This window comes from Pseudomonas argentinensis (assembly GCF_001839655.2).
In the GTDB taxonomy this organism is placed as follows: domain Bacteria; phylum Pseudomonadota; class Gammaproteobacteria; order Pseudomonadales; family Pseudomonadaceae; genus Aquipseudomonas; species Aquipseudomonas argentinensis_B.
This window is the reverse complement of record NZ_CP056087.1, coordinates 4,329,734-4,355,192: the sequence shown is the minus strand read 5'-3', so window position 1 is coordinate 4,355,192 and position 25,459 is coordinate 4,329,734. Positions and strand designations below refer to the sequence as shown.

The following is a 25,459-nucleotide window of genomic DNA, read 5'->3' as shown; positions in this document are numbered from 1 at the left end:
GGGACAGGCCGCCAAGCTTACGGGCGCCAGCGCCGCCTGTCTCGCCTGATTCGGCATGGGTTAAACTTCCGCGCCGCCGCGCTGGTCGATTTTGGATACACCTCAATCGACGGCGAGGCCAATGCATAGCAGTCACCGCACCACCCGGGCGAGCCGTGGGCACCCAGGCACCAGGCTTGGTGCCCGCGGTTCGGCAACCCGATGAGCCGCCATGACGCGGCAACGCTGACCACCCCCGACGGCCGCTACCTGATCGTCAGGGGCCGGCTGTGGCGCTTATCCAGCCCCGCCTTGGACGAGCCGCAGCGCCAGGCGCTGGTCGGCCAACTGATGGACGCGCGGCGTCTGGTCAAGGCCGCCAAGGCGGCGGACGATGCCGCTTCGCTCAAGCAGGCGCGGGCCCAGGTGCAGGCCGCCAAGGTGGCGCTGGGTGAGCGTGGCCCGGTGTGGTGGCGCGATGGCGCCCCGGACTACAACCGCCATCTGGTCAGCAACAGCCCCTACGCCGACTGGTTCGACACCCTGCCGGGTGAAGGCGCTGGGCCCCAGGGTTCCGGGGCGTGAGCGAGGCGGTGCTTACCGGGGCAGGGGGCTGGGCGCCGCGCCCATCTGTGCGTACGCTGTGCGCGCCGGCCCCGATAGTGGATTGTCGACCGACAGCCGGGGCGGCAACAGGGAGCGATGCAGTGGCGCGGCGGCGAATAGGGGTAACCAGAGGTGCATGATTCCGGCCGGCGACAGTTCGACCTGCCTTCGGCCGCCGGCAATCCGCGCGGGCTGCTGATCGCCGCGGTGATTTTCGTCTGTGGCGTGCTGTTGCTGTCCACCGCCCTGCACGTGCGCTGGGACAAGTCCCAGGCCATGGCCACGAACACCGAGGCCATGCAGACCCTGGCCGCTGCGCTGAACAGCCAGGCCGAATCGACCATTCGGGTCGCCGATACCCTGCTTACCGCTCTGATCTCCATGTACCGCTCCGGCGGGCACGGCGAGGCCAACATCGGCGAGCTGAATCAGGTGGCCCGAGCCCAGATACGCGAGCTGGGCGAGCTGGACGGCCTGTACATGTCCGACGCCAGGGGGCAGTACTTTCTGGCCACCAATGCCGAAGCCCATACGCTGAACAATGCCGATCGCCTGTACTTTCAGCACCACCGCCAGGGCTCGGGCAGCGCGCTTTACATCGGTCAGCCGATAAGGGGCAAGACCACCGGGCAATGGGTCATCACCTTTTCCAAGGGCATCTACGACGCTGACGGCAGCTTCCAGGGGGTTGCCCTGGCTACCCTCAGCGTCGAGCGGTTCCGCACGCTCTATCGCTCGCTGCCGCTTGGCGAGCAGGGCATCGTGGTGTTGGCCAAGCGCGACGGCACCATCCTCGCCCGCTCGCAGAGCGATGCGCAGACTTACCTGACCAATATTTCCCAGAGTCCGATGCTCCAGGCCATCAACCAGGGCACCCCCAGGGGGGCCGTCACCCTCACCGCCATCGTCGACGGCGTGCGGCGGGTCTATGGCTTCGACGCCAGCCTCAAGTACCCGATGCTGGTGGCGGTGGCCACGCCCGAGGAACAGGCGCTGGCCGCCTGGCGACAACGCGCCTGGACGATGTGGAGTTTCGCCCTGGCCGCCGTGCTGGGCGTTGGCATCATGGGCCTGCTGGTACTGCGAGCGCTGGGCCGGCAGTCGGCCATGGCGGTCGAACTGCAGGCCGCCCACCAGTCCCTGGCTACGGCCAACAGCACCCTGAAAACCCTCGCCGCCGAAGACGGCCTTACCGGCCTGGCCAACCGACGCCATCTCGACGGCTACCTGGCCAGTGTGTTCCAACGCGGCCGCAGCGACGGCACGCCGCTGGCCTTCGCCCTGGTCGACGTGGATTTCTTCAAGGGCTACAACGATGCCTATGGGCACCAGCGCGGCGACCAGGCGCTGATCGAAGTCAGCAAGGCGATGCGCGCGCGAGTACGCCGCGAGGGCGATCTGGTGGCCCGCTACGGCGGCGAGGAGATGGCCATCGTGCTGCCGGGCGTGTCCGCCGAGCAGGCGTTGAGCATGGCCGAACAGGTGCGTGAAGCGGTGCAGCGCCTGGGTATCGAGCATCGCCAGTCCGCCTATGATCAGGTCACCGTGAGCATCGGCGTGGTCACGGGTATTCCTGGCGTGGACTTCGCCGATCCCGAGGCCATGGTGGCGGCCGCCGACCAGGCGCTCTACGCCGCCAAGGGCAGTGGTCGCAACCGCGTGGTGCTGGCCTCCCGGTAACATCAGGTCGCCAGGCAACCGGCCGTGATGCCTTGAACAGCACGGCGCTCGGGCAGGTCAGATTCAACACTTGTCGGCTGCGTTGGATTCGAGGCGTATGAGAATTGCCTGTCTGGGATGGGGGTCGTTGATCTGGAAGCCCGGCGTTCTGCCGGTTGAAGCCCGTTGGCGCCGTGATGGCCCGGACCTGCCCATCGACTTTGCCCGTGAGTCTGATGGCGGCGAGCTGGCCACCGTCATCTGCAGCACAGCCCCCGTGACCCGGGTGATGTGGTCGCTGATGCGCAGCGACTCGATGGCCTGTGCCCGTGAGCTGTTGCGCCAGCGCGAGAAGATCCCGTCGTCCCAGCCCTGGTCGGTAGGCAGCGTGGCCCAGGGCACGCTCGATCCCCAACTGCCCCATGCCCGATCGATCGCTGCCTGGGCGCGGGCCCAGGGGCTGGACGGAGTGGTTTGGACAGCCCTGCCGCCGCGGTTTCAGGGCGAGAACGGGCGCATCCCGAGCATCGAAGAAGCGCTGCAGTACCTGCAGGCACTGCCCGAGCAACGCCGGCGCCACGCCGAGCACTATGTATGCGCCACGCCGCGATTCGTGGCTACCGCGCTGCGCGAGACCCTGGAACGGCAGCTCGGCTGGACACCCGGCCCTTGCGCGGCGCCCCTCTTGCGAGCTCGACAAGGCCCACCGCGGCCCGGCACCAGCCGGCGCCGCTCACCCACGGTCGGCGCTTAGCCCGTCAAGCGCCTGGTTCACCGAGCGCGTCAGGAGCGCGCCGGGCCGGCTTCGACCTGCTCGCGCAGCAGCTGCAGGTAGCGCCGCGCACCCAGGCCCAGCGGGCGGCTCTTGTACCAGATCACGTCCACCCACAGGCGGATCTGGCTGGCCATATTGTCGAACTTCACCGCGGCCAGCGCGCCCGAGTCGATCATCGGCTGCACCAGCGGATGGGGCAGGTAGGCCCAGCCCATGCCGGCCTGCACCAGGTCGAGGGTGGCCATGTAGCTATCGGTGAGCCACACCCGGTGGGACAGCACGATCTGCGGCTCCGAGGCCTTGGGGTCACCGCTGGCCACCACGATCTGCCGGGTGTCGGCCATCTGCCCGGCGTCCAGCCGCTTGCCTTCACTGTCGAACGGATAGCCCGGCGCCGCCACCGCGGTGAGCAGCTGGCTGCCGGCCTCGGCGAAAGCTTCGCGCTCGTCGATGCCGGGGCGCTCGAACATCAGCGCCACGTGCGCGCTGCCGTCATGGATCATGCGCACCGCATCGGTCTGCGCAGCCGAGCGGATCTCGATCTCCAGGGTCGGGAATTCCCGGGCCAGGGTGGTCAGCGGGCGGCTCCAGGCGCCGGTCTGCAGTTCCGGCGCCATGGCCAGCACCAGCCGCCGTTCCAGGCCCTTGTGCAGCTGCAGGGCGTGGGCGTCGAGCAGGTTCAGCTGGCTGGCCACCTGCCGGGCCTGGGGCTCCAGGGCGCGGGCCGCGGGGGTAGGCAGCGCCTTGCGGGTCGAGCGATCGAAGAGGGGCAGGTCAAGCTCCGCCTCCAGCTGCGACACCGCCATGTTCACCGCCGAAGGCACCCGGCCCAGGGTGCGGGCGGCCGCGGAAAACGAACCCTGGTCGATAACGGCGAGAAACACCCTTAGCGATTCGCTGGTGAAGATCATGGTTGTCAGTTTTCCTGATAACGGTTGTCTTTTTGTATCAGCTTTATGCGCCTAGCATCCACCCCCATCAAGACCGGTGTGGTGAGGCGGGTATGTTCAGGGCGATGGCGGGCCAGGTGGCGTTGATCAGCGGTGCCGGCAGCGAGAGTGGCATCGGCATGGCCATTGCGCGTCGGCTCGGCACGGCTGGGGTGAAACTGATCGTCACCGCCAGCAGCCCGCGCATCGCCGAGCGGGTGACCGAATTGCGCGCCGCCGGTTTCGAGGCCGAAGGCCGTGCGGTCGACCTCACCGACGAAGCCCAGGTGCAGGCCTTCGCCAGCTGGGCCGAGGCCTGCTGGGGGCGCATCGACATCCTCGTCAACAACGCCGGCATGGCCATACAGGGCAGCCCGGAGCCTTTCGTCGAAGTCGCCAAGATGAGCCTCGATGTCTGGAACCTGTCCATCTCGCGCAACCTGACCACTGCCTTCCTGCTCACCCGCGCCGTGTTGCCTGGCATGCAGCAGCGAGGCTATGGCCGCGTGGTGCACGTCAGCTCGGTGACCGGCACCAGGGTCGGCAACCCCGGTGAGGCCGGCTACAGCGCGGCCAAGGCCGGGATGGTCGGCTTCAACCTGTCGTTGGCGCTGGAAGTGGCCGGGCAGGGCATCACCGTCAACTCGGTAGCGCCGGGCTGGATCGCCACCGGCGCCACCCAGCCGGAAGAACAACGGGCCGCCGCCTACGTGCCGGTGGGCCGCGCCGGCCATCCCGAGGAAGTCGCCGCCGCGGTGGCCTTCCTGGCTTCGCCGGAAGCCAGCTACATCACCGGCGAGACGCTGGTGATCGATGGCGGTAACAGTTTGATCGAGAACAAGGCGCCCTGAGCGCCAACTCTCTTACTTTCTATCTTCTCGAACGGCCCGCGGGCCGAGGAGTGAACCTGATGCAACCCGTCGTTCTGATCACCGGTGCCCTCGGCGGTATCGGTCAGGCCATGTGCGAGCGTTTCGATGCGGGCGGCTGGACGGTGTTCGGCACCGATCTGGACGCCGCTGCGCTCTGCGCCCAGCAGGCCGCAGGCAAGCTGGCCGGCGCCCACGCCGCCGACATTCGCAGGCCCGGCGCCTGCCGCGAGGTGGTCGCGGCGCTGCTCGCCGTCAGCGGCCGGCTGGATGCCCTGGTCAACTGCGCCGGCGTATGGCGCGAGGGGCCGGTGGAATCGTTCAGCGAAGAAGACTTCGACCTCGTGCTGGATGTGAACCTCAAGGCCACCTTCTTCATGTGCTCGGCCAGCATCCCGGCGCTGCGCGAGAGCAGGGGCGCCATCGTCAACATCTCCAGCGACGCCGGTCGCCAGGGCAATCGCAACGCCGCCGCGTACTGCGCCAGCAAGGGCGCGGTAACCCTGATGACCAGGGCCCTGGCCCTCGACCTGGCCCCCGCTGGCGTGCGCTGCAACAGCCTGTCACCGGGCGACGTGGAAACCCCGATGCTCAGGTTCCAGGCCGAGCGTTACGGCAATGGCGACCCGGCCGCCTATTACCAGGCGCTGCTGGCCAAGTACCCGCAGGGCGAGGCGGCGCGCTTTATCCAGCCCGGCGAAGTGGCCGACCTGGCGTTCTTTCTCTGCCAGAGCGGCGCGCGCTCGATCACTGGCGCCGACCTGGCCATCGACTGTGGTGTGTCGGCCGGCAACTGAATGTTGCGCCGACCCGATTGACAACAACAGGAGCCTCACCATGTCCCCGAGTGGCATCAACGATAAAGCCGTCGAAACCTTCGCCGCCCGCGAGCGCGAGCGTTTTCTGCAGCGCAACCCGAAATCCGTCGAGCTGGCCAAACGTGCGCGCAAATCGCTGTTCGGCGGCGTACCGATGCACTGGATGAGCGACTGGTCGATGCCCAGCGCGCTGTTCGTCAGCCATGCCAAGGGCGCGCGCTTTCATGATGTCGACGGCCACGCGTACATCGACTTCTGCCTCGGCGACACCGGTAGCATGTTCGGCCATTCGCCCGAGCCCATCGCCCAGGCCATCGCCGAGCAGGGCGCCAATGGCCTGACCACCATGCTGCCCGGTGAAGACGCCATCATCGCCGGCGAACTGCTCGCCGAGCGTTTCGGCCTGCCGTTCTGGCAGGTGGCGACCACCGCCACCGACGCCAACCGCTTCGTGATTCGCTGGGCCCGTGCGATCACCAACCGCAAGGTGCTGCTGGTATTCGACGGCTGCTACCACGGCACCGTCGACGACGTGATGGTGCGCTGCAGGGAAGGCCGTACCGTGCACCGCGGCGGCCTGATCGGCCAGGCGCGCAACCTGGCCAAGACCAGCCGCGCCGTGCCGTTCAACGATGTCGCCGCCCTGGAAGCAGCCCTCGTGCAAGGCGACGTGGCAGCGATTCTCTGCGAGCCGGCGATGACCAATATCGGCATGGTGTTGCCCGAGCCGGGCTTCATGGACAAGGTCCGCGAGTTGAGCAAGCGATACGGCAGCCTGCTGATCATCGACGAAACCCACACCATCTCCACCGGCCCCGGCGGCTGCACCCGCGCCTGGAACCTCAAGCCGGATTTCATCACCCTTGGCAAACCCATCGCCGGCGGCGTGCCGTGCTCGGTGTACGGCTGCAGCCATGAAATGGCCCAGGCCATGCGCCTGGCCCAGCAGCACGCCAGCGAAACCAGCAGTGGCCACGGCCATAGCGGCATGGGCACGACGCTGTCGGCCAACGCCCTGGCCATGCACTGCATGCGTGTGAACCTGGAGCAGGTGATGACGCCGGCCGCCTATGACCATATGCTGCCGCTGGCGGCACGCCTGGCCAGCGGCCTGCGCGGGCTGATCGGCAAACATGACCTGAGCTGGTCGGTGACCGAACTGGGCGCGCGCTGCGAATTCCAGTTCTGCGCCACCTCGCCGAAAACCGGTGCCGAGGCCGAAGCGGCCTTCCACGACAGCCTGCAGATGGCCTTGCACCTGTACCTGATCAACCGTGGCATCCTCATCACGCCGTTTCACAACATGACCCTGTGCTGCCCGGACACCAGCGCCGCCGACGTCGACACGCTGCTTGCCACCCTCGATGAAGGGCTGACCGAGCTGCTGGCGATCCCTGGTGCCCGTGGCTGAGACCTGATGTCGAGCGCCCGGCGCCCCTCGCTTTGCCATCAAGGCAGCGCGGATCGCGCCGGTGGTTTCCGCAATCCTTTACGAGTACTGATCATGCAATTCGCCGACATTCAGGAAGCCCGCGACTTTCTCGCCGCCCATCCCGAGGTACGCAGCATCGAGCTGATGCTGATCGATGCCAACGGCATTCCGCGGGGCAAGCTGCTGCACCGCGACGAGCTGCTGGCGATCTACCAGAACGGTCGCCCGCTGCCCAGCTCGATCCTGGCCCTGACCGTTCAGGGCGAAGACGTCGAAACCACCGGCCTGGTCTGGGAAGTCGCCGACGCCGACTGCTGGACCTACCCGCTGCCCGGCAGCCTGACCCTGCAGCCCTGGCGCAACACGCCCACCGGCCAGCTGCAGGTGAGCATGCACCCGACCCAGGGGCTGCCAGCCGCATCGGCCGACCCGCGCCATGCGCTGGTGCGGGTGATCGAGCGCCTCAAGGCCGACGGCTTCCACCCGGTGATGGCCGTGGAGCTGGAGTTCTACCTGCTCGACAAGCAGCGCGACGCCAATGGCCGCCCGCAACCGGCGCTGCAGATGAACGGCGTGCGCCCCGAGGCGCCCCAGGTGTACGGCGTGTACGAGCTGGAGCAGCTGCAGCCGTTCCTCGATGACCTTTACGCAGCCTGCGAGGTGCAGGGCCTGCCGGTACGCACGGCGATTTCCGAGTACGCACCGGGCCAGCTCGAGCTGACCCTGGAGCACCGCTTCGATGCGTTGCAGGCCGTCGACGAGGGCATTCGCTACAAGCGCCTGGTCAAGGGCGTGGCCAACAGGCACGGGCTGCAGGCCTGCTTCATGGCCAAGCCGTTCGGCGACCGGGCCGGTAGCGGCATGCACCTGCACGTCAGCCTGGCCGACGCGCAGGGCAACAACCTGTACGCCAGTGAAGACCCCCAGGGCACGCCGCTGCTGCGCCACTCCATCGGCGGCATGATGGCCACGCTGCTCGACTCCCTGGCGATCTTCTGCCCCAACGCCAACTCGTTCCGCCGCTTCCAGGCCAACAGTTACGCGCCCCTGGCCAAGAGCTGGGGGGTGAACAACCGCACCGTGTCCTTCCGTGTGCCGGGCGGCCCGGCCATCAGCCGGCATATCGAGCACCGCATCTGCGGCGCCGATGCCAACCCGTACCTGGCGGCCGCGGCGATTCTCGCCGGCATCCACCACGGCATCCGCGAGCAGATCGACCCGGGCGCGGCCATGGTCGGCAACGGCTACGAGCAGGCCAGCGAGTTCCTGCCCACCGACTGGCTCACCGCGCTGCGCGCCCTGGAAGGCTCGGCCTGGGCCCGCGAAGCGCTGGGCGAGGAATTGCTCAAGGTGTTCCTGGCGATCAAGCAGACCGAGTACCGCCAGTTCATGGCCGAGGTCGGCGAGCAGGATTGGCGCTGGTACCTGAACCACGCCTGAGCGCATCAGGCGTGTGGCCCGGATTGGGGCGGCAGCGTCAGAAGCTGGCCGGCAAGGGCAGGGCGGTGGTGGACTTGATGCGCTCCATGGCGAAGCTGGAGCTGACGTCGGCGATGCCGGGAATCTCGATCAGCCGCTTGTAAACGGCGTCGTAGCCCTCGATGTCCGGCACCACCACGCGCAGCAGGTAGTCGGTCACGCCGGCCAGCCGGTAGAAATCCACCACCTCGTCGATGGCCGCCACCTTGTGGTGGAACTGCTTGAGCCAGTCGGCGTTGTGCTGGTTGGTGCGCACGAAGGCGAATACCGTGACCGGCACACCGACCTGGCGCGGCTCGAGCAGCGCCACCCGGGCGCGGATCACCCCGCTTTCCTCGAGCTTCTGGATGCGCCGCCAGCAGGCGGTGTTGCTCAGGCCCACACGCTCGGCCAGCTCACCCAGGGCGAGGGTGCAGTCCTGCTGCAAGAGACCGAGGATGGCGTGGTCGAACTTGTCCATGGTGTGGCCCATTAAGATGATCGGGGAATAAGCAAAGCACGTAAGCGGATAATCATGGAAATATTTTCCATGAAAATACTATTTATCGGAAAGTGGTTTCTTATTTGCTCGCGACAAACCGGCAAATATCAAATTAATTTCCCGGCCGTTCTCTTAGCATATTCACCTTGATCCGCCGTTGCTGGCGGCCCTCCCCTGATCCACAACGGCCGTTATTCCATGACTGAGCGCTACTTCGACTATGCCGCCACCACGCCCATCGACGATGGCGTCATCCAGGACATGCTGGCCCACATGGGTCGCGACAGCATCTTCGGCAACCCGGCGTCGGCCTCCCATTCGTTCGGCCAGCGCGCACGCCGCGCGGTGGAAAAGGCACGCAAGCAGGTCGCCGACCTGGTGGGCACCAGCGCCGACAACCTGGTGTGGACATCCGGCGCCACCGAATCCAACAACCTGGCGCTCAAGGGCGTAGCCGCCACGGCCCAGGGGCGGCGGCATATCGTCACCAGCAGCCTGGAACACAAGGCGGTGCTGGATACCGCCCGGCAACTGGAAAGCGACGGCTTCGAAGTGACCTGGCTACAGCCGGATGCCGAGGGCCTGATCAAGCCCGAGGCCGTGGCGGCGGCGCTACGGGACGACACCCTGTTGGTGTCGCTGATGCGCATCAACAACGAGTTGGGCACCCTTACCGACATCGCCGCGATTGGCGAGCGGGTGCGCCAGCGCGGCGCGCTGTTTCACGTCGACGCCGCCCAGGCGACCGGCAAGGTGGCGATCGACCTGGCCAACCTGGCCGTGGACCTGATGTCGTTCTCGGCGCACAAGACCTACGGCCCCAAGGGCATCGGTGCGCTGTATGTGGGTGAGCGAGCGCGGCCGCTGATCCAGGCGCAGATTCATGGCGGCGGCCATGAGCAGGGGCTGCGCTCCGGCACCCTGGCCACCCACCAGATCGTCGGCATGGGCAGCGCGTTCGCACGGGCCGGCGCGCTGATGGAGGAGGAAAACCGGCGTATCGCCGGGCTCGCTGCGCAGCTTCGCGAAGGCCTGCTGAGCCTGCCGGGCGTGCGTCTCAATGGTTGTGCCCGGCAGCGGGTGCCGCACACGCTCAACCTGTGCATCGATCACCCCTGGTTCAACGTAGAGAGCCTCAGCGGCAGCCTGGCGTTCTCCTCCACCTCGGCGTGCAATTCGGCCAGCAGCGCACCATCGCACGTGCTGCTGGCGCTGGGGCTGGACGCTACCCAGGCGTATCGCAGCATTCGTCTGAGCCTGGGGCGCTACACCACCCTCGACGATGTCGAGGCGGCCATCGAGGCCATTCGCCAATGCTTGCCGCAGTAGGCGGGTACCGGGCCAGGGGCCTAGCCGCCGCGGTTGGGGCATTATCGAATGCGACTGTTGACCATGGAGCCTGTCAGGGGGACGGCGAGACCTGCGACCCATTGGCGCAGGTGAATCCACCGGCCGTTATCGAGTAGCCTTGCGCTTCTGTTTTGCGGCGGCGGTAGGAGTCGACATTGAGTCACAAGAGTAAAGCGATCCTGTGGGGCAGCGTGGGCCTGAGCCTGTTGCTGCTGGTCGTCGCGCTGCGGCTGTTCTTCGTCTGGGCGACTACCTTGCCGCTCGACGCGCCGGTGCGCCTCGACAAGGGCGAAACCGTCGAGCTGCCGGTCAAGGTGCGCACGCTGGAGTTCGACACCCTGGCGGTGGTGTTCTCCACGGGCGAGCTGCCGCTGTTCACGGTGCGCAAGCTGTCCGGCGGACCGATCTGGGAGAACGAGCAGTGGGTCGAGTACCCGCCGGCGCCGCTGACCCTGGCCTGGAAGCTGCTGACCCCGGCTGGCGACCTGGTGTCCGAAGGGCAGGGCTCGCTGGGCGCCGAGCTGACCAGCTATGGCAGCGACGAAATCACCCGCGCCGTGGCGCAGATCCCCATGCAGCCCGGTGATTACCGGCTGCAGGTGCGGGTGCTCGACCCGGATGGGCGCTTTGGCGAAGTGGCCACCCGCCTGGCGTTCGTGGCACCCGGCAAGGGGCAGACCTGGGAAACGGCGGTGGCCTGGTGGGGCTCGGTGCTTTCCGGCGTGCTGGTGATTCCGCTGGTGATCATCTGCGGGCTGCTGACCCTGCACCACTTCGTGCGCTGGCGCTACGGCGCGCCGTCGGCGGACTGAGCCCGATGCCAGCGACTGCTGGCTTCAGAACCTGTTACCCGGTTCGGTGGCCCGCAGCGCCTGTTCGAAACGCTCCAGAAACACCGCCTCGGCATGGGTGCGTTTCTGGTCGCGATTCCACAGCAGGTAGACGTTCACGTCGATCACCCCCTCCGCCGGCGGCAGGCGCCACACCTCGCCGGCCTGCACGTCCTTGGCGACGATATGCTCCGGCAGGCAGCCGATGCCGTAGCCGGCGGCCACCAGGCGGCGAATCTCGTCGAGGCTCGACGACGAGGCGACGATGCGCCCGGTGAAGCCCTGCTGGTCACGAAAGATGGTCAGCGGCGACAGGTTGCCGCCGATCTGGTCGCTAGTGAAACTCACGAAGTTCTCGCTTTTCAGGTCGGCCAGCTTCAGGTCGTTGCGCCCGAACAGGGCGTGGCGCTTGCCGCAGAAGAAGGCATAGCGCTGCTTGAGCATCACCCGTTGCTCGAGGCGCGGCTGCGGGGTGCGGCACAGGCTGAGCCCGAAGGAAGCGGTCTTCTGCAGCAGCGCACTGACCACATCGGAGCTGCGCAGCACGTCGAACTCGAACTCCACCCGTGGGTAGTCGACGTGGAAGTTGGCCAGGAAGTCGTCGTAGAAGCGCGACTCGATGCGGCTGATCATCAGCATGCGGATCTTGCCGGCGACGGTTTCCTCCGGCGCGTCGAGTGCCGGGCCCAGGCGCGACACCGTGCCGTACAGTTCGGCGGCGATCTGCATGACTTCTTCGCCGGCCTTGGACAAGGCGATGCGCGGCCCGCTGCGAATCACCAGGGCGCTTTCCAGCTGTTGCTCGAGACGCTTGAGCGCCTGGCTCACGGCCGGCTGGCTGAGGTGCAGGCGCGCGGCGGCGCGGCTGATGCTGCCTTCCTGGCCGATCACCAGAAAGGTACGCAGCAGGTTCCAGTCCAGGCGGTCGTTGAGAAAGCGGCGCGCTTCGGCGTGGCGATTACCCGCGTTCATCGGCGTCCCAGTATCCGTTCTACTTATACTTGAGTATTGAAATTAGAAGCTTTGCTTAGCATAGGGGCGGGGGCATGATCTGGCAATGCACCGCCAGAGTGCGACCGATCCCATCCGGGATGTGCTTTTCCTCCTGCCTATAAAAACGAATCCGGGAGCCTGCGATGACCACCCCCACCTCCACGCCGCGTCGTGCCGCGGCGGCCGCCTTCATCGGCACCACCATCGAGTTCTACGATTTCTACATCTATGCCTTCGCCGCCGCGCTGGTGCTCGGGCAACTGTTCTTTCCCAGCGACAACCCGGTGCTGAGCACCATGGCGGCGTTCGCCACCTTTGCCGTCGGTTTCATCGCCCGGCCGTTCGCCGGCGTGGTGTTCGGCCACCTCGGTGATCGCCTGGGCCGCAAGAAGATGCTGCTGTTCACCATGGTGCTGATGGGCGTGGCGACCACCTGCATCGGCCTGCTGCCGACCTATGCCCAGGCTGGCATCTGGGGGCCGGTCGGCCTGGTGGCGCTGCGTTTCCTGCAGGGCATCTCGGTGGGTGGCGAGTGGGGCGGGGCGGTGCTGATGGCCAGCGAACACGCGCCCAAGGGCCGCAAGGTGTTCTTCGCGTCCTTCGCCCAGCTGGGCAGCCCGGCGGGCCTGCTGCTGGCGCTGATCGCCTTTCGCGCCATCAGCGAGATGGATCAGCAGGCGCTGATGAGCTGGGGCTGGCGCGTGCCGTTCCTGCTCAGCGGCGTACTGATGCTGGTGGGCCTGGCGATTCGCTTCGGCGTGCCCGAGTCGCCGGAGTTCGCCAGGGTCAAGGAGCAGAAGCGGACCTCCAGAAGCCCGGTGAAGGACGTGCTGCGCCACAACTGGCGGCAGATCCTGTTCGCCGCGGCGGCGGTGACCATCGGTTCGGGCGGCTTCTTCTTCACCAACACCTTCATGATCACCTACGTGACCCAGTACCAGGGCATTTCCAAGTCGACCATCCTCGACTGCCTGTTCCTGGTGACCATCCTGCAGTTCCTCTCCCAGCCATGCTCGGCACTGCTGGCCGAACGCTTCGGTGAAGGGCGTTTCCTGACGTGGGTGGCGGCGCTGTGCATGCTGGTGCCGTACCCGATGTTCCTGCTCGTGCAGACCGGCAACCTGATCTACATGACCGCCGGTATCGCCCTGGCCGTGTTGCTGCTGGCGGCGCTGTATTCGGCGATCGCCGGCTACATGGCCGAGGCCTTTACCGCCCAGGTTCGCTACTCGGGCATTTCCATCGCCTATCAACTGGGCAGCGGCCTGACCGGCGGCCTCACGCCGCTGATCGGCACCTACCTGGCCGGACAGTTCGCCGGGCAGTGGCTGCCGCTGGCGCTGTTCTTCAGCGTGCTGGCCCTGATGTCGCTGGTCGGCGTGATCGGCCTGTCGCGCCTGCGCGCCGAAGAGCGCCGCCATCTTGGCCCGTCCAGCCCGGAGGTCGTGAGCCCATGAGCAAGCCCGAGATCATCAGCGATGCCGAATGGCAGGCGCGCTGCGAGCTGGCCGCCCTGTACCGGCTGGTCGCCCACTACCGCATGACCGACCTGATCGACACCCACATCACCCTGCGGGTGCCGGGGCCGGCGCATCACTTCCTGATCAACCGCTACGGCGTGGCCTTCGAGAAGATGCGCGCCAGCGACCTGGTGCTGATCGACCTGCAGGGCAACGTGGTGGATCCCCTGGGTGGCGAGCGGCGGGTCAACGCCGCCGGTTTCGTCATCCATTCGGCGATCCACGAAGCCCGCCCGGACATGCGCTGCATCGTGCACACCCATACCGCCGCCGGCATGGCGGTGGCGGCCCAGCGTGACGGCCTGCTGCCGCTGACCCAGCACGCGCTGAAGTTCCATGGCAACCTGGCGTACCACACTTATGAAGGCATCGCCCTGTCGCTGGAAGAGCGCGTGCGCCTGGTAGCGGACCTGGGCAGCCACAAGGCGATGATCCTGCGCAACCACGGCCTGCTGGCGGGCGGGCAGAGCGTGGCCCACGCTTTTCACGAGATCTATTTCCTGGAGCGCGCCTGCCAGGCGCAGATCCAGGCCATGGCGGCAGGCGTGGCGCTGAACATTCCCAGCGAGGAAGTCTGTCGGCATACCGCGGCGCAATTCGCCCGCGATGGCATCGACGGCATCATCGACCTGGCCTGGCAGGCCGCCCTTAGCCTGATCGAGGAGCAGCGCGATGACTGGTGCCGCTGAACCCCTGCCCAGCGTGGTGCTGCTGTGCCGCGAGCGGCCCCTCGAGGACTGGCTCGCCGAGGTATTCGCCCGCCATGCCCCCGAACTCAGGGCACTGCGCCCCGATGAGCCAGGCGCCGAACGGGCCCAGGTCGCGGCCTGCTGGTACCCCGCCGAAGGCAGCCTGGGTCGCTTGCCGGCCCTGCGGCTGATCCACTCGATCGGCTCGGGTGTCGACCACCTCGAGCATGATCGCTCCAGGCCTGCCGGGCTGCCCATTTGCCGGGTGGTCGACCCCGACCACTCCCAGGGCATGGCCGAATATGTGCATTGGGGCGTGCTGCATTTTCACCGCGGTTTCGACCAGGTGGTCAACGGTCGCGCGAGCCAGCAATGGCAGCGACCGGTACAGCGCGCCGCGCGGGATTATCGGGTCGGTGTCATGGGCCTGGGCGCCATCGGCACGCCGGTGGCCACGCGGCTGGCCTTGGCCGGTTATGGGGTGCGTGGCTGGGCGCGCACATCCCGAGGACTGGAAGGCATCGCCACCTTTGCCGGTGCCGAGGCCTTGCCCGGCTTTCTCGATGGCCTGGACCTGCTGGTCAACCTGCTTCCGCTGACCGCCACCACACGCGGCCTGCTCGACCGCCACCTGTTCGCCCATATGGCCCCGGGCGCGGCGCTGATCAACTGCGGCCGCGGCGAGCACCTGGTCGAGGCCGACCTGCTCGACGCCCTGGCCAGTGATCAGCTGCGCGGCGCATTGCTGGACGTGTTCGCCGAGGAGCCCCTGCACCGCGACTCACCGCTCTGGCAGACGCCGGGCGTGTGGGTCACCCCGCATATGGCGTCAGCGGCCTCCGACGCCTGCATCGCCCGGCAGATCGCCGACAACCTGCACCGCCTGCAGACCGGCAGGCCGCTGAACCATCAAGTCGATCCTGAATTGGGTTACTGAATCGCCGACGCGCGCGTTCGTCGGCCACATGACTACGGATAATCGCCATGAAAACCTTTTTCCATCCTCAGCAACGCCTGCATCACCCGCGCAGCTACCTGTCCCGCGGGCAGATGCGTGAGCCCCAGGAAATCCCCGCGCGCATCGACCCGCTGCTGGCCATGGCCCGCCAGCTCGGTTTCACGGTCAGCGAGCCGGCCGATCACGGCCTCGCGCCGCTGCGGGCAGTGCACAGCGACGCTTATCTGGACTACCTGCAGAGCGCCTACGCCCAGTGGCACGAGGTCGACGAGGACTGGGGCGACGAGGTGATGTCGAACATCTTCATCCGCGAGAACAACCCGCTGCGCGGCGTCCTCGGCAAGACCGCGCGCTACCTGGCCGACGGCAGCTGCCCGATCGGCGAGCACACCTGGACGGCCGCCTACTGGTCGGCCCAGGCCGCCGTCGCCGCCGCCCTGGCGGTACGTGATGGCGAGCCCCAGGCCTATGCGCTGTGTCGCCCGCCTGGCCACCACGCGCGGGCCGAGGCAGCCGGCGGCTTCTGCTTTCTCAACAACGCGGCCATCGCTGCCCAGGTGCTGCGCGCCAGTTTCCAGCGGGTCACCATCCTCGACACCGACATGCACCACGGCCAGGGCATCCAGGAAATCTTCTACGAGCGCGATGACGTGCAGTACGTTTCCATCCATGGCGACCCGACCAACTTCTACCCGGTGGTGGCCGGCTTCGAGGACGAGCGCGGCGCGGGTGCCGGCCTGGGCTACAACCTCAATCTGCCGATGCCCCATGGTGCCAGCGAGGCGGACTTCTTCACCTACCTGAGCCAGGCCGAGCAGGCGATCATCGCCTTCGCGCCCCAGGTGCTGGTGCTGTCGCTGGGCTTCGATATCTACGAGAACGATCCGCAGGCCAAGGTGGCGGTCAGCCACGCCGGTTTCGAGGCGCTGGGCCGTCGCATCCGCGCCCTGGGCCTGCCGTGCGTGGTGGTGCAGGAGGGCGGCTATGACATCGCCACCCTCGACGAAAACGCCGCGCGGTTCTTTACGGGGTTGCTGGGCTGAGCCGATCACCAGGCGTCTTGCCGCGGTTTCGACGAGGCCTCGCGAGGCCGGCGGCCGATGATGCAGCAGTACCGGCAACCGGGCGTAGAAGCGCAAAAGTCGTCGGCGGCGGATCTTTCAAGATATTTCGCCGGGAAATGGAGGTGAACTAACGCTCCAGCAGGGCAATCTTCCCCTATGCGCTGTCAGCGCGAGGCTGTGCACCGGCTTCAGCCCCGGGATCGCTCAACGATAAGGAGCCACCGTGACCGTTACCACTCACCCCGACTACCGATACAGGCCAGGGCCGCTGCATGCGATGCTGTTGGCAGGTACCGTTCCACTGTTTCTCGGCGCCCTGCTGAGCGATATCGCCTACCAGAACAGCTTCCAGATCCAGTGGGCCAACTTCGCCGCCTGGCTGATCGCCGGCGGGCTGTTGTTCGCCGGTCTGGCGCTGCTGTTCGCCCTGGCCAACCTGATCGGTGCCGAGCGCAAGGCCGGTCGCCCGCTGCTGTATTTCCTGCTGCTGCTGGTCACCTGGGTACTCGGGTTGATCAACGCCTTCGAACACGCCAAGGACGCCTGGGCGATGATGCCCACCGGCCTGGTGCTGTCGGCCATCGTCGCCGTGCTGGCGGTGATCACCGCCTGGCTGGGCCTGAGCAACCTGCGTTCGGGAGGTGCCCGATGAAAACTGCAGGCACACTGACCACCCTGAGCATGGCCTTGCTGCTTGGCGCCTGTGGCGGCGAAGCGGACACCACCATCGAGCGCGGCCCCAACCCCAAGCTGCCGGAACCGCAACGCGGCCTGTTGCCGAGCATGAAGATCGCCGAGCCGGCCGAGTGGGGCGACCGCAAGCCCGAGGTGCCGGACGGCTTCAGCGTGACGGCAATCGCCACCGACCTGAAGATTCCCCGCCAGACCCTGGTGCTGCCCAATGGCGACATCCTGGTGGCCGAAGGCCGTGGCGGCAATGCGGCCAAGCTCAAGCCCAAGGACGTGATCGCCAGCTACATCAAGGCCCAGGGCAATACCAAGGTCAAGGGCGGCAACCGCCTGACCCTGCTGCGTGACGCCGACGGTGACGGCACCTACGAAACCCAGACGGTATTCGCCGAGAACCTCAACGCGCCCTATGGCCTGGCCTTCCACCAGGGCAACCTGTACGTGGCCAACCAGGACGCCGTGGTGCGCTTCGACTACCAGGACGGCCAGACCCAGGCCAGCGCTGCGCCGACCAAGGTCACCGACCTGCCGAAAGAGATCAACCACCACTGGACCAAGGCGATGACCATCAGCCCCGATGGCCGTTACCTGTACGTTGGCATCGGTTCGAACAGCAACATCGGCGAGCGCGGCATGGAGGTCGAGGCCGACCGCGCGCTGGTCTGGCAGATCGATGCCGAAAGCGGCATGCACAAGCCCTATGCGACCGGCCTGCGCAACCCGACCGCGCTGACCATCCAGCCGGAAACCGGCCAGCTGTGGGCGGTGGTCAACGAGCGTGACGAGCTGGGCCCGGACCTGGTGCCGGACTACCTGACCTCGGTGCAGGAGGGCAAGTTCTACGGCTGGCCCTACGCCTACTGGGGCCCAAATGCCGACACCCGGGTGCAGCCGCACAAGCCGGAAATGGTCGACATCACCATCAAGCCGGACTACAGCCTCGGCTCCCACGTGGCGGCACTGGGCGTCGACTTCTCCATTCCGGAGATGGGCGAGCAGTTCGCCAACGGCGTGTTCGTCGGTGAGCACGGCAGCTGGAACCGCGACAACCCGGTGGGCTACAAGGTGATCTTCGTGCCCTTCGCCAATGGCCGTCCGGCCGGCGAACCCATCGATTTCGCCACCGGTTTCCGCGGCGAGGATGGCAAGACCCGTGGCCGCCCGGTGGGCGTGACGGTCGACCCGAAAGGCGCGCTGATCATCGCCGATGACCTGTCCAATACTATCTGGCGGGTGACGCGTAACCCGTGAGCAGGCGGTCTCGGGGCGCTTGGCCGCCGCGGGATGCTGCGATTATCGGGCGCTGATCATCCAGGCCGGCGCCCGGTAACGGCTCCGTCGTCACACGCCCGGTGCTGACGCAACGTCAGTGCCGTTTTCGGCCTTCATTCCCCTTGAGCGAAGAACCAGCAGAGCGCTTTTCGCTGCCCGAGAATCAGCCAAACGTACAACCGCCGGGCGCGCGAAAGCGCTAGGCTCGACGAACAGATTGGCGATCATTCAGGGAGTATCAGATGGCGGAAAAACAGCATCACTACGACGTGCGCGTGACCTGGACCGGCAACGAGGGCAGCGGCACCGCGTCCCATCGCGGCTACAGCCGGGCGCACAGCATCGAGGCGCCGGGCAAGTTGCCCATCGAGGGTTCATCCGACCCGAGTTTTCGCGGCGATCCGGCACGCTGGAACCCGGAAGAGCTGCTGGTTGCCTCGCTTTCCGCCTGCCACAAGCTCTGGTACCTGGGCCTGTGCGCCGGGGCTGGCGTGGTGGTGACCGCCTACGAGGACAATGCCGAGGGCGCGATGCTCGAGCAGGCCGATGGCGCCGGGCAGTTCACCTCGGTGGTACTGCGGCCCAGGGTGACCCTGGCCGCCGGCAGCGATCTGGAAAAGGCCCGCGCGCTGCATCACCAGGCTCATGAGTTGTGCTTTATCGCCCGCTCGGTGAATTTCCCGGTCAGCCATGAGCCCGAACTGCTGATCGGCACGGCTGGCTGAACGGTGCGGGCCGCCCCGATACCGAGGCGGGCCGCATCGCGCTAGCGGCGGCGGAAGATCATGCCGCCGTGGTGCAACGTATCCTGGTCGACGAATTCGCCATCGGCGGTGAAGCCGGTGTCGTCCCAGTAATCGATATGCGTGCCGTTGATCTCGTAGCGCCCCTGATAGGCACTTTGCCTTGTGCCGCGCGCTTCGTCGTAGCGGTTGTCTGGCAGCAGTTCATGGCGGATCTGGCCGTCGTCGGTGACCCACATGCCCACGTAGGGATGGTTGGCCATGGCGTTCTCCTGGCTTGGCGGCGTGGCCGCCGTGGTTGGCTGGGAGGCGAGCACCGCACAGGGTGCCGCCAGAAGGAGCGCGCTCAGCAGCAGGGCGCGCAGGTCGGTTGCTCGGCAGGTCATGGCCGTCATGCCGGGTCGGGGATGCGCTGCAGCACATCGTCATAGGCCGGCAGGTCGAGGTAGGCCGACACCTCGTAGGCCTTGCCGTCGCGCATGCGGAAGATCCACGCGTAGCTGTTGCGATAGGGCTGGCCATCGCCGGCCATACCGGTGCCGTCCCACTGGATGATCACGTGGTCGCCATCGGCCCACACCTGCTTGCTGACCGGGCGGACCGGTGTGGACAGGCGTGCGGCGAACGGCTGTACCGCCTTGCTCACGAATTCGTCAACGCCGCGATAGACCCCGGCGCTGGGGCCCGAGCCCTTGATGGTCCACACCACGTCGGGCGTGAGGATGTCGCGAAAGAAGGTGTTGCCGCCGGCCGCCCAGCGGTCGAAGGCTTGGCTGACCGCCTGCTTGTTGCGGGCCTCGACATTCGCGTCGGCCTGGGCCAGGCCCGGCACCAGGGCGCCGAGCAAAAGGACTCCGTACAGGGCGGCGACGCGGGTGTTACGAGAGGTGGTAATACGCATGGTTGAACTCCTCTTCATTGTTTGATCCATCTGATCGGCGTGCCTGATCTATGCTGGCCGGTGTCTGCGTCTCGCCTGCCTGATCGTCCGAGCCCCTGGGACTGTCGAGCGCGACTCAGGTAAGGCAAGATGGGCGCCACACAGGCTTGCCCGCCGATCCGTCGTGAACGAGTCTGCCCACACAGCCTGTTGTGGCCGTAGCTGGATCGTCCCGGATACTTACCTGATCATCCGCTTGAAAAACCTTGTAAAACCTTGGTTAGCAGAGGAGAAGCCATGGATTCGCTGCACAAGCTGGTACAGATCATCGGCCGCCATACGCCGCGTGACGGCATTCAGCCGACGCCGATTCCCGGCGTCAGCCTGGTGCGTTCCGCCACGCCGACCGTGCCGATGCCGGTGGTCTACGAGCCAACCCTTTGCCTGATCGTCCAGGGCCGCAAGCGGGTAACGGCCGGCACCACGACCTACGTTTACGATGCGGCCAATTACCTGATCGCCTCCGTGGACGTGCCGGTGATGGGCGCGGTGATCGAGGCGAGCGAGGAGCGGCCCTACCTGTGCCTGGTGGTCGATCTGGACATGACCGTGCTGAGCGATCTGGCCCTGCGCTACCCGGCGGACGACAAGGATGGCGCGCCCGCCGCCGGCATCCAGCTCGGCGAAACCACACCGGAGTTACTCGATGCCGCCGCCCGGCTCGCCAGCTTGCTGGACGCGCCCGGCGATATTGCCGAGCTGGCACCGCTGACGGTGCGCGAAATGCTCTACCGCCTGCTGATCGGCAGTGGCGGGGCCATGGTGCGGCAGATGGTCAGGGCCGACAGCCGCCTCAGCCAGATCGCCAAGGCCATCGTCTGGTTGCGCAGCCATTACGCCGAGGCCTGCCGAATCGATGAGATGGCCGATATCGCCGGCATGAGCCGCTCCACCTTTCATGCCCACTTCAAGGCCGTCACGGCCATGAGCCCGCTGGAATTTCGCACCCACTTGCGCCTGCAGGAGGCGCGGCGCCTGATGGTCGCCGAAGCGCTGGATGCCGCGGGCGCCGGCTACCGCGTGGGCTACGAGAGCCCATCGCAGTTCAGTCGCGATTACGCGCGCCTATTCGGCCTGCCGCCGGCCAGGGATGCCAGCCGCCTGCGTGGTAGCGCCTGGGCACCTGCCCAGCCAGCGGAGGCCGTCACGGCTGAGGCGTGAAGCGACTTTTCCTGGTCGGAACGGGAACTTTTTCGCGAACTTAGAATTGATTTTCCGGCTTTTCGCCTCGTTATAATTTGCAACGAGTGGCCACTTGAGAACCGCGCCGCGCCTGCTAGATTGGCGCTGCGACGCCGGGCCCCTCTGACAGCTACCAGGCTGCCATGTCGGAGTTGCAGTTTGTACAACTCTGACTTAGGAGGGGCTCATGAGCACCCTAGTACCGTTCCTCACCGCCGAGTTCCTCGGTACGGCCACCTGGTTGTGGCTGATCTTCATCACCATCGTCATCAGCCTGCTGGCCTTCGACCTCGGGGTGCTGCACCGTGAGCACCGCGAAATCGGCGTCAAGGAAAGCCTGCTGCTGTCCGGCGGCTACATCACCGCGGGCCTGCTGTTCGGCCTGTGGGTCTGGCACATGAAAGGCGCCGCCTCCGGTATGGATTTCTATACCGGTTTTCTGATCGAGAAGTCGCTGTCCATGGACAACGTGTTCCTGATGGCGATGATCTTCAGCTTCCTGGCCATCCCGCGTAAGTACCAGCACGAGGTGCTGTTCTGGGGCATCCTCGGGGTCATCGTGCTGCGCGCGATCATGATCGGCCTGGGCGCCGCCCTGATCTCCGAGTTCAGCTGGATTCTCTATGTGTTCGGCGCCTTCCTGCTGCTGACCGGCGTGAAGATGCTGTTCAGCAAGGTCGACGACCACCCGGACCTGTCCGAGAACAAGCTGATCAAGTTCGTGCGCCGGCACATGCGGGTCACCGACCGCCTGCACGAGGGCCGCTTCTTCGTGCGGCAGCCGGATGCCAACGGCAACATGGTGCGCTGGGCCACGCCGCTGTTCCTGGCGCTGGTGCTGATCGAGTGTGCCGACCTGGTATTCGCCATCGACAGCGTACCGGCGATCTTCGCCATCACCCAGGACCCGTTCATCGTCTACACCTCGAACATCTTCGCGATCCTCGGTCTGCGCGCGCTGTACTTCGCCCTGGCGGCGATGATCCACCGCTTCGCCTACCTCAAGTACGCCCTGGCCCTGGTGCTGGTGTTCATCGGCGGCAAGATCTTCCTGGTCGGCATCATCGGCAAGACCCCGCCGGTGATCTCCCTGAGCGTGACCCTGGGCCTGCTGATCGGTGGCGTGCTGCTGTCGCTGTGGAAAACCCGCAACGACCCGCCGGCCCTCGACGCCGAAAAGACCCCTCACTGACGATCCCACGCCCCGGCGCTGCCGGGGCTTCTCAACTACAGGAGATGAGCCATGAATCCGTCCCCCCTTTCCGCGCTGGCCCTGGTCGCCGTGATCGGCCTGACCCTGGCCGGCTGCGAGATGGCCGAAGAATCGGCGCAGAAACTCACCGAAAAGGCCGAGCAGGCCGTGCAGGAAATCGCCCGCGAAGCGGTCAGCGATACGGTCAATGCCTTCAACGAGCAGATCGACGAGGTGCAGAAATCCACCAACGAAATGCTCGGCAAACCGGAGAAGGAGGGCGCCAAGGAGGAGGGCGAACAGCAGGAGAAGCCTGAGCAGGAAAAGCCGCGCAGCTTTCCCAATGACAGCGTGGAAACCTGATCGGCGCTTTGTTCAACGGGGAAGGGAGGCCCCACGACCCTTATCGATCGCGGCGCTTTGCTTAGAACCTGGTCACTATCGTTATGCGCATTAAGCGGCAACTACAAGGCAGAAGCGGCCGTTCGCGTAACCCGTAGGAGGGGCTTTAGCCCCGAGTTCTTTACGTTCCGAACTCGATGCGTTAGCTGCGGTTTGCCAGCGTTATCGTGCTGTTCATACATTCGGTTCCGCTCTGTCGAGCGGGTTTCTTTTGGCATCGCCCCAAAAGAAACCAAAAGGTCTAGCCCCGACATACGGCCCCAGCTTCGCTGGGGGTCCCTCGCTCCATCATTGCTCCGAGGGCACGCCGTGAAGGGCCATCCCTGGCCCATCGCGGCTCTCGCGGCATCCATGCCGCTCAACCCTCTCCACAACGATTCCGCTCGGCCTCCTGAAGGGGCGATTGGTTTCGCCTGCTAGTTTTTTGGCATGAAAAGCACCAAAAAGGCAAAGTGGCCGAACAACCGCTCCCGCCACTTAGCTGCCAAAATCGACGAACCTGGGCTGACGGATAATGAACAGGCTCTTGGCGCACATCTCGCTCATCCATCTCGCCAGCCTGCGACCAACCCTGACTAAGCATCTCGCAAGTTATACGCGGACCGCTTGCATGCCGGGTATCTCATCCAGGTTGTGGTAAACCACCATCCCTTTCTGCTCCGCCAGCGCCACCAGCCGATCCGCCTGGCTGGACGGCCCCGCCACACGCAGCAGCGCATCGCAGCGGCTGAGCAGCAGTTGTCCGTAGCGCTCGGCATCCACCGGTGAATCGCCCTGCATCGGCCAGGTTGCCGTGACCGGCAGGTGCCCGGCCTGCAGCAACCTGGCCGCGCAGTTTTGCACCTCGTCATCGGCGCCGGCGATCAGGATCATCTGCGGTGCAGCGGGCATCAGCGTCTTCAGGTACTGCAGCAGCATGATGGTCTTGCCATCCATGATGCGGCCATCGTCGACCATCTCCAGGGCTTCGGCGAAGGGCAGCTCCAGCACCTCGATATCTTCGCCTTCCTCGGCCAGGCCGCCGCCCTCGGCAACGCGATCCTCGGGCTGATATTCACCGACGAAGAAGTGCACCCGTTCGGTCACCGAGCCCGGGCTCATGAATGCCTCGAAGACCTTGCGCACCGATCTGACCCGGTAGCCGGTTTCTTCCTCGGCTTCCAGGCGAATGCGCTCCTCGGGGCTGGCGTCGTCCAGCAGCCCGGCGGCCGCTTCGATCAGGTAGCCATCGTGCCCGTTGACGAACGCCGGGATGCGAAATTGCCGGGTCAGGATCACGGTGCCCTTGGCCCGGTTGTACAAGGCGATGGTGGCGCCGTTGCCACGGTCGTAGACCTCCCGGGTCTGGGTCTGCCAGCTGCCGTCGCGGCGCTGCAGTTGGAAGTCGATCTTCTTCAGTAGGTACCAGTTATCCGAAAGCAGGTGCTGCTTGAGGATGCGAACCTTCGGGCTGCTCATGGGCAGGTCTCCTTGCCGGCCATTGAAGCGCTGCAGTGTTTCACACTCAAATGAACGCCCCAAGTCCGCCGTCAGCTGCCACAATCGGCCAGACGTGAGCGGGCTGCAGAAAGGGGCGGGCGATGGCGGACAGACGCAGTTTCAGCGAGACGCTGCAGGGGCAGAACCTGCGCTTCGTGGCGGCGAAGACGGATCCTTCCCGGCAGACCCGCGTGGGCTTTCTGCTGCAGGAGCACTTTTCCCTGCCGGCCTTCACCCAGGCGCTGGACGTGCTGGTGACCGCCAACTTGATCGAGCGCGGCCTGTTCGTCACCCGCACCTTCAGCCTGGATGGTCAGGCGGTGACCAGCGACCTGGGCATCGTCATCTGCCCGGACGCCGAGCTGACCGCCAGGGATCTCGCCGAGCTGGACCTGTTGGTGATCTGCGCCGGCCTGCGCACGCCGCTGCGATCGATTCCGGCACTCAGGCAGCTGCTGCGTAGCGCCGCCGACAAGCAGGTGGCGTTGGCGGGACTGTGGAGCGGCGCCTGGTTTATCGGCCAGGCCGGGCTGCTCGATGGCTACCGCTGCGCGATCCACCCCGAGCACCGCGCGGCACTGGCGGAAATCGCCCGGCACAGCCAGGTGACCGCGGAAAGCTTCGTGGTCGACCGCGACCGGCTGACCGCGGCTAGCCCGACCGGGGCCTTCCATATGGTGCTGGAGTGGATCGGCACGCTGCATGGCAACGACCTGGCCGAGGGTATCGTCGGCATCCTGGCGTTCGAGGAGTCGCGCTACAAACGGGTCAAGCCGACCCTGCACGCGAAGATGAGTGAGCCGTTGCGCACGGTGATCAACCTGATGAGCGCGAATATCGAAGAGCCGTTGAGCACCGACCAGCTGGCCGCCTACTCGGGGCGCTCGCGGCGGCAGATCGAACGACTGTTTCAGCAGCAGCTTGGCACTACGCCCGCCCGTTATTACCTGGAACTGCGCATCACCGAAGGCCGCCGTCTGCTGCAGCACTCGGACCTGCCGGTACTCGACGTCAGCGTGGCCTGCGGCTTCGTCTCGCCGAGCCATTTCAGCAAATGCTACACGGCGTACTTCGGTAACTCGCCGTCCAGGGAAGTCCGCCACGGCAACGTGAAATCGACGCGTTAGG

Annotated in this window: 26 protein-coding genes; 20 read left to right on the top strand and 6 right to left on the bottom strand. The window is 66.3% G+C overall.

Annotation, left to right across the window (positions count from 1 at the left end; all coding sequences use genetic code 11):
• Positions 1 to 201 precede the first annotated feature (201 nt).
• The 3 genes from SA190iCDA_RS19685 to SA190iCDA_RS19675 all read left to right on the top strand — a co-directional run bounded on the left by SA190iCDA_RS19685 (position 202) and on the right by SA190iCDA_RS19675 (position 2,998).
• On the top strand, positions 202 to 564 hold the full coding sequence (locus tag SA190iCDA_RS19685) for a hypothetical protein (RefSeq protein WP_070885712.1): 363 nt from the start codon (positions 202 to 204) through the stop codon (positions 562 to 564).
• Positions 565 to 717: 153 nt separating this feature from the next.
• Complete coding sequence (locus SA190iCDA_RS19680; RefSeq protein WP_070885711.1) at positions 718 to 2,265, top strand: sensor domain-containing diguanylate cyclase; 1,548 nt, start codon at positions 718 to 720, stop codon at positions 2,263 to 2,265.
• Between the two features lie 127 nt (positions 2,266 to 2,392).
• Positions 2,393 to 2,998: a hypothetical protein gene (locus SA190iCDA_RS19675; RefSeq protein ID WP_070885710.1), complete on the top strand. Its 606-nt coding sequence runs from the start codon at positions 2,393 to 2,395 to the stop codon at positions 2,996 to 2,998.
• A 29-nt stretch (positions 2,999 to 3,027) separates the two neighbouring features.
• Here SA190iCDA_RS19675 and SA190iCDA_RS19670 read toward each other — a convergent pair whose 3' ends face one another.
• Positions 3,028 to 3,930, bottom strand: coding sequence for a LysR family transcriptional regulator (locus SA190iCDA_RS19670; protein WP_070885709.1), 903 nt, complete (start codon positions 3,928 to 3,930; stop codon positions 3,028 to 3,030).
• A gap of 92 nt (positions 3,931 to 4,022) precedes the next feature.
• On the opposite strand from SA190iCDA_RS19670, the gene SA190iCDA_RS19665 reads away from it, so the two are divergent.
• The 4 genes from SA190iCDA_RS19665 (at position 4,023) to SA190iCDA_RS19650 (ending at position 8,507) form a co-directional block, all read left to right on the top strand.
• Positions 4,023 to 4,799, top strand: a complete 777-nt coding sequence (locus SA190iCDA_RS19665; RefSeq protein WP_070885708.1) for an SDR family NAD(P)-dependent oxidoreductase — start codon at positions 4,023 to 4,025, stop codon at positions 4,797 to 4,799.
• A 59-nt stretch (positions 4,800 to 4,858) separates the two neighbouring features.
• Positions 4,859 to 5,614: an SDR family NAD(P)-dependent oxidoreductase gene (locus tag SA190iCDA_RS19660; RefSeq protein ID WP_070885707.1), complete on the top strand. Its 756-nt coding sequence runs from the start codon at positions 4,859 to 4,861 to the stop codon at positions 5,612 to 5,614.
• 40 nt (positions 5,615 to 5,654) lie between these two features.
• Entirely contained in the window at positions 5,655 to 7,046 is a 1,392-nt protein-coding gene (locus SA190iCDA_RS19655) for an aspartate aminotransferase family protein (protein ID WP_070885706.1), read from the top strand.
• A gap of 93 nt (positions 7,047 to 7,139) precedes the next feature.
• Positions 7,140 to 8,507, top strand: a complete 1,368-nt coding sequence (locus SA190iCDA_RS19650; RefSeq protein ID WP_070885705.1) for a glutamine synthetase family protein — start codon at positions 7,140 to 7,142, stop codon at positions 8,505 to 8,507.
• A 37-nt stretch (positions 8,508 to 8,544) separates the two neighbouring features.
• On the opposite strand, the gene SA190iCDA_RS19645 is transcribed toward SA190iCDA_RS19650, so the two are convergent.
• Positions 8,545 to 9,006: an Lrp/AsnC family transcriptional regulator gene (locus tag SA190iCDA_RS19645; RefSeq protein ID WP_070885784.1), complete on the bottom strand. Its 462-nt coding sequence runs from the start codon at positions 9,004 to 9,006 to the stop codon at positions 8,545 to 8,547.
• Between the two features lie 219 nt (positions 9,007 to 9,225).
• Between SA190iCDA_RS19645 and SA190iCDA_RS19640 the strand changes: the two genes are divergently transcribed.
• Together SA190iCDA_RS19640 and SA190iCDA_RS19635 are read left to right on the top strand one after the other, a co-directional pair.
• Complete coding sequence (locus SA190iCDA_RS19640) at positions 9,226 to 10,356, top strand: cysteine desulfurase family protein (RefSeq protein ID WP_070885704.1); 1,131 nt, start codon at positions 9,226 to 9,228, stop codon at positions 10,354 to 10,356.
• Positions 10,357 to 10,532: 176 nt separating this feature from the next.
• Positions 10,533 to 11,189, top strand: coding sequence for a hypothetical protein (locus SA190iCDA_RS19635; RefSeq protein WP_070885703.1), 657 nt, complete (start codon positions 10,533 to 10,535; stop codon positions 11,187 to 11,189).
• Positions 11,190 to 11,213: 24 nt separating this feature from the next.
• Here the strand turns inward: SA190iCDA_RS19635 and SA190iCDA_RS19630 are convergent, their stop codons facing one another.
• Positions 11,214 to 12,179 (bottom strand): LysR family transcriptional regulator, encoded by a 966-nt coding sequence (locus SA190iCDA_RS19630; RefSeq protein ID WP_070885702.1) that lies wholly within the window; start codon positions 12,177 to 12,179, stop codon positions 11,214 to 11,216.
• Positions 12,180 to 12,343: 164 nt separating this feature from the next.
• Here SA190iCDA_RS19630 and SA190iCDA_RS19625 point away from each other — a divergent pair, with 164 nt between their 5' ends.
• The 7 genes from SA190iCDA_RS19625 (at position 12,344) to SA190iCDA_RS19595 (ending at position 19,118) form a co-directional block, all read left to right on the top strand.
• Positions 12,344 to 13,657 carry an MFS transporter gene (locus SA190iCDA_RS19625; RefSeq protein ID WP_070885701.1) on the top strand — a complete coding sequence of 438 codons (1,314 nt, stop codon included), beginning with the start codon at positions 12,344 to 12,346 and terminating at the stop codon, positions 13,655 to 13,657.
• Complete coding sequence (locus tag SA190iCDA_RS19620) at positions 13,654 to 14,409, top strand: class II aldolase/adducin family protein (protein ID WP_070885700.1); 756 nt, start codon at positions 13,654 to 13,656, stop codon at positions 14,407 to 14,409. Before SA190iCDA_RS19625 ends, SA190iCDA_RS19620 begins: the two co-directional genes overlap by 4 nt.
• On the top strand, positions 14,393 to 15,346 hold the full coding sequence (locus SA190iCDA_RS19615; protein ID WP_070885699.1) for a 2-hydroxyacid dehydrogenase: 954 nt from the start codon (positions 14,393 to 14,395) through the stop codon (positions 15,344 to 15,346). The genes SA190iCDA_RS19620 and SA190iCDA_RS19615 overlap by 17 nt, the downstream gene beginning before the upstream one ends.
• Positions 15,347 to 15,393: 47 nt before the next feature.
• Positions 15,394 to 16,410 (top strand): histone deacetylase family protein, encoded by a 1,017-nt coding sequence (locus SA190iCDA_RS19610; RefSeq protein WP_070885698.1) that lies wholly within the window; start codon positions 15,394 to 15,396, stop codon positions 16,408 to 16,410.
• 244 nt (positions 16,411 to 16,654) lie between these two features.
• On the top strand, positions 16,655 to 17,083 hold the full coding sequence (locus tag SA190iCDA_RS19605; protein ID WP_083329786.1) for a DUF2231 domain-containing protein: 429 nt from the start codon (positions 16,655 to 16,657) through the stop codon (positions 17,081 to 17,083).
• Complete coding sequence (locus SA190iCDA_RS19600; RefSeq protein WP_070885696.1) at positions 17,080 to 18,372, top strand: PQQ-dependent sugar dehydrogenase; 1,293 nt, start codon at positions 17,080 to 17,082, stop codon at positions 18,370 to 18,372. The genes SA190iCDA_RS19605 and SA190iCDA_RS19600 overlap by 4 nt, the downstream gene beginning before the upstream one ends.
• Before the next feature lie 263 nt (positions 18,373 to 18,635).
• On the top strand, positions 18,636 to 19,118 hold the full coding sequence (locus SA190iCDA_RS19595; RefSeq protein WP_070885695.1) for an OsmC family protein: 483 nt from the start codon (positions 18,636 to 18,638) through the stop codon (positions 19,116 to 19,118).
• Between the two features lie 41 nt (positions 19,119 to 19,159).
• Here the strand turns inward: SA190iCDA_RS19595 and SA190iCDA_RS19590 are convergent, their stop codons facing one another.
• Together SA190iCDA_RS19590 and SA190iCDA_RS19585 are read right to left on the bottom strand one after the other, a co-directional pair.
• Positions 19,160 to 19,399 (bottom strand): Atu4866 domain-containing protein, encoded by a 240-nt coding sequence (locus SA190iCDA_RS19590; protein WP_070885783.1) that lies wholly within the window; start codon positions 19,397 to 19,399, stop codon positions 19,160 to 19,162.
• 128 nt (positions 19,400 to 19,527) lie between these two features.
• Positions 19,528 to 20,037 carry a nuclear transport factor 2 family protein gene (locus tag SA190iCDA_RS19585; protein ID WP_070885694.1) on the bottom strand — a complete coding sequence of 170 codons (510 nt, stop codon included), beginning with the start codon at positions 20,035 to 20,037 and terminating at the stop codon, positions 19,528 to 19,530.
• A 276-nt stretch (positions 20,038 to 20,313) separates the two neighbouring features.
• On the opposite strand from SA190iCDA_RS19585, the gene SA190iCDA_RS19580 reads away from it, so the two are divergent.
• The 3 genes from SA190iCDA_RS19580 (at position 20,314) to SA190iCDA_RS19570 (ending at position 22,813) form a co-directional block, all read left to right on the top strand.
• Positions 20,314 to 21,237 carry an AraC family transcriptional regulator gene (locus tag SA190iCDA_RS19580; protein ID WP_070885693.1) on the top strand — a complete coding sequence of 308 codons (924 nt, stop codon included), beginning with the start codon at positions 20,314 to 20,316 and terminating at the stop codon, positions 21,235 to 21,237.
• A gap of 208 nt (positions 21,238 to 21,445) precedes the next feature.
• Positions 21,446 to 22,450 carry a TerC family protein gene (locus SA190iCDA_RS19575; RefSeq protein WP_070885692.1) on the top strand — a complete coding sequence of 335 codons (1,005 nt, stop codon included), beginning with the start codon at positions 21,446 to 21,448 and terminating at the stop codon, positions 22,448 to 22,450.
• Positions 22,451 to 22,501: 51 nt separating this feature from the next.
• Entirely contained in the window at positions 22,502 to 22,813 is a 312-nt protein-coding gene (locus tag SA190iCDA_RS19570) for a hypothetical protein (RefSeq protein WP_070885691.1), read from the top strand.
• A gap of 630 nt (positions 22,814 to 23,443) precedes the next feature.
• Here the strand turns inward: SA190iCDA_RS19570 and nudK are convergent.
• A complete protein-coding gene (gene nudK / locus SA190iCDA_RS19565) occupies positions 23,444 to 24,310 on the bottom strand; it encodes a GDP-mannose pyrophosphatase NudK (RefSeq protein WP_070885690.1) in 867 nt (288 codons plus the stop codon).
• Between the two features lie 122 nt (positions 24,311 to 24,432).
• On the opposite strand from nudK, the gene SA190iCDA_RS19560 reads away from it, so the two are divergent.
• Positions 24,433 to 25,458: a GlxA family transcriptional regulator gene (locus tag SA190iCDA_RS19560; RefSeq protein WP_070885689.1), complete on the top strand. Its 1,026-nt coding sequence runs from the start codon at positions 24,433 to 24,435 to the stop codon at positions 25,456 to 25,458.
• Position 25,459: the final 1 nt, after the last annotated feature.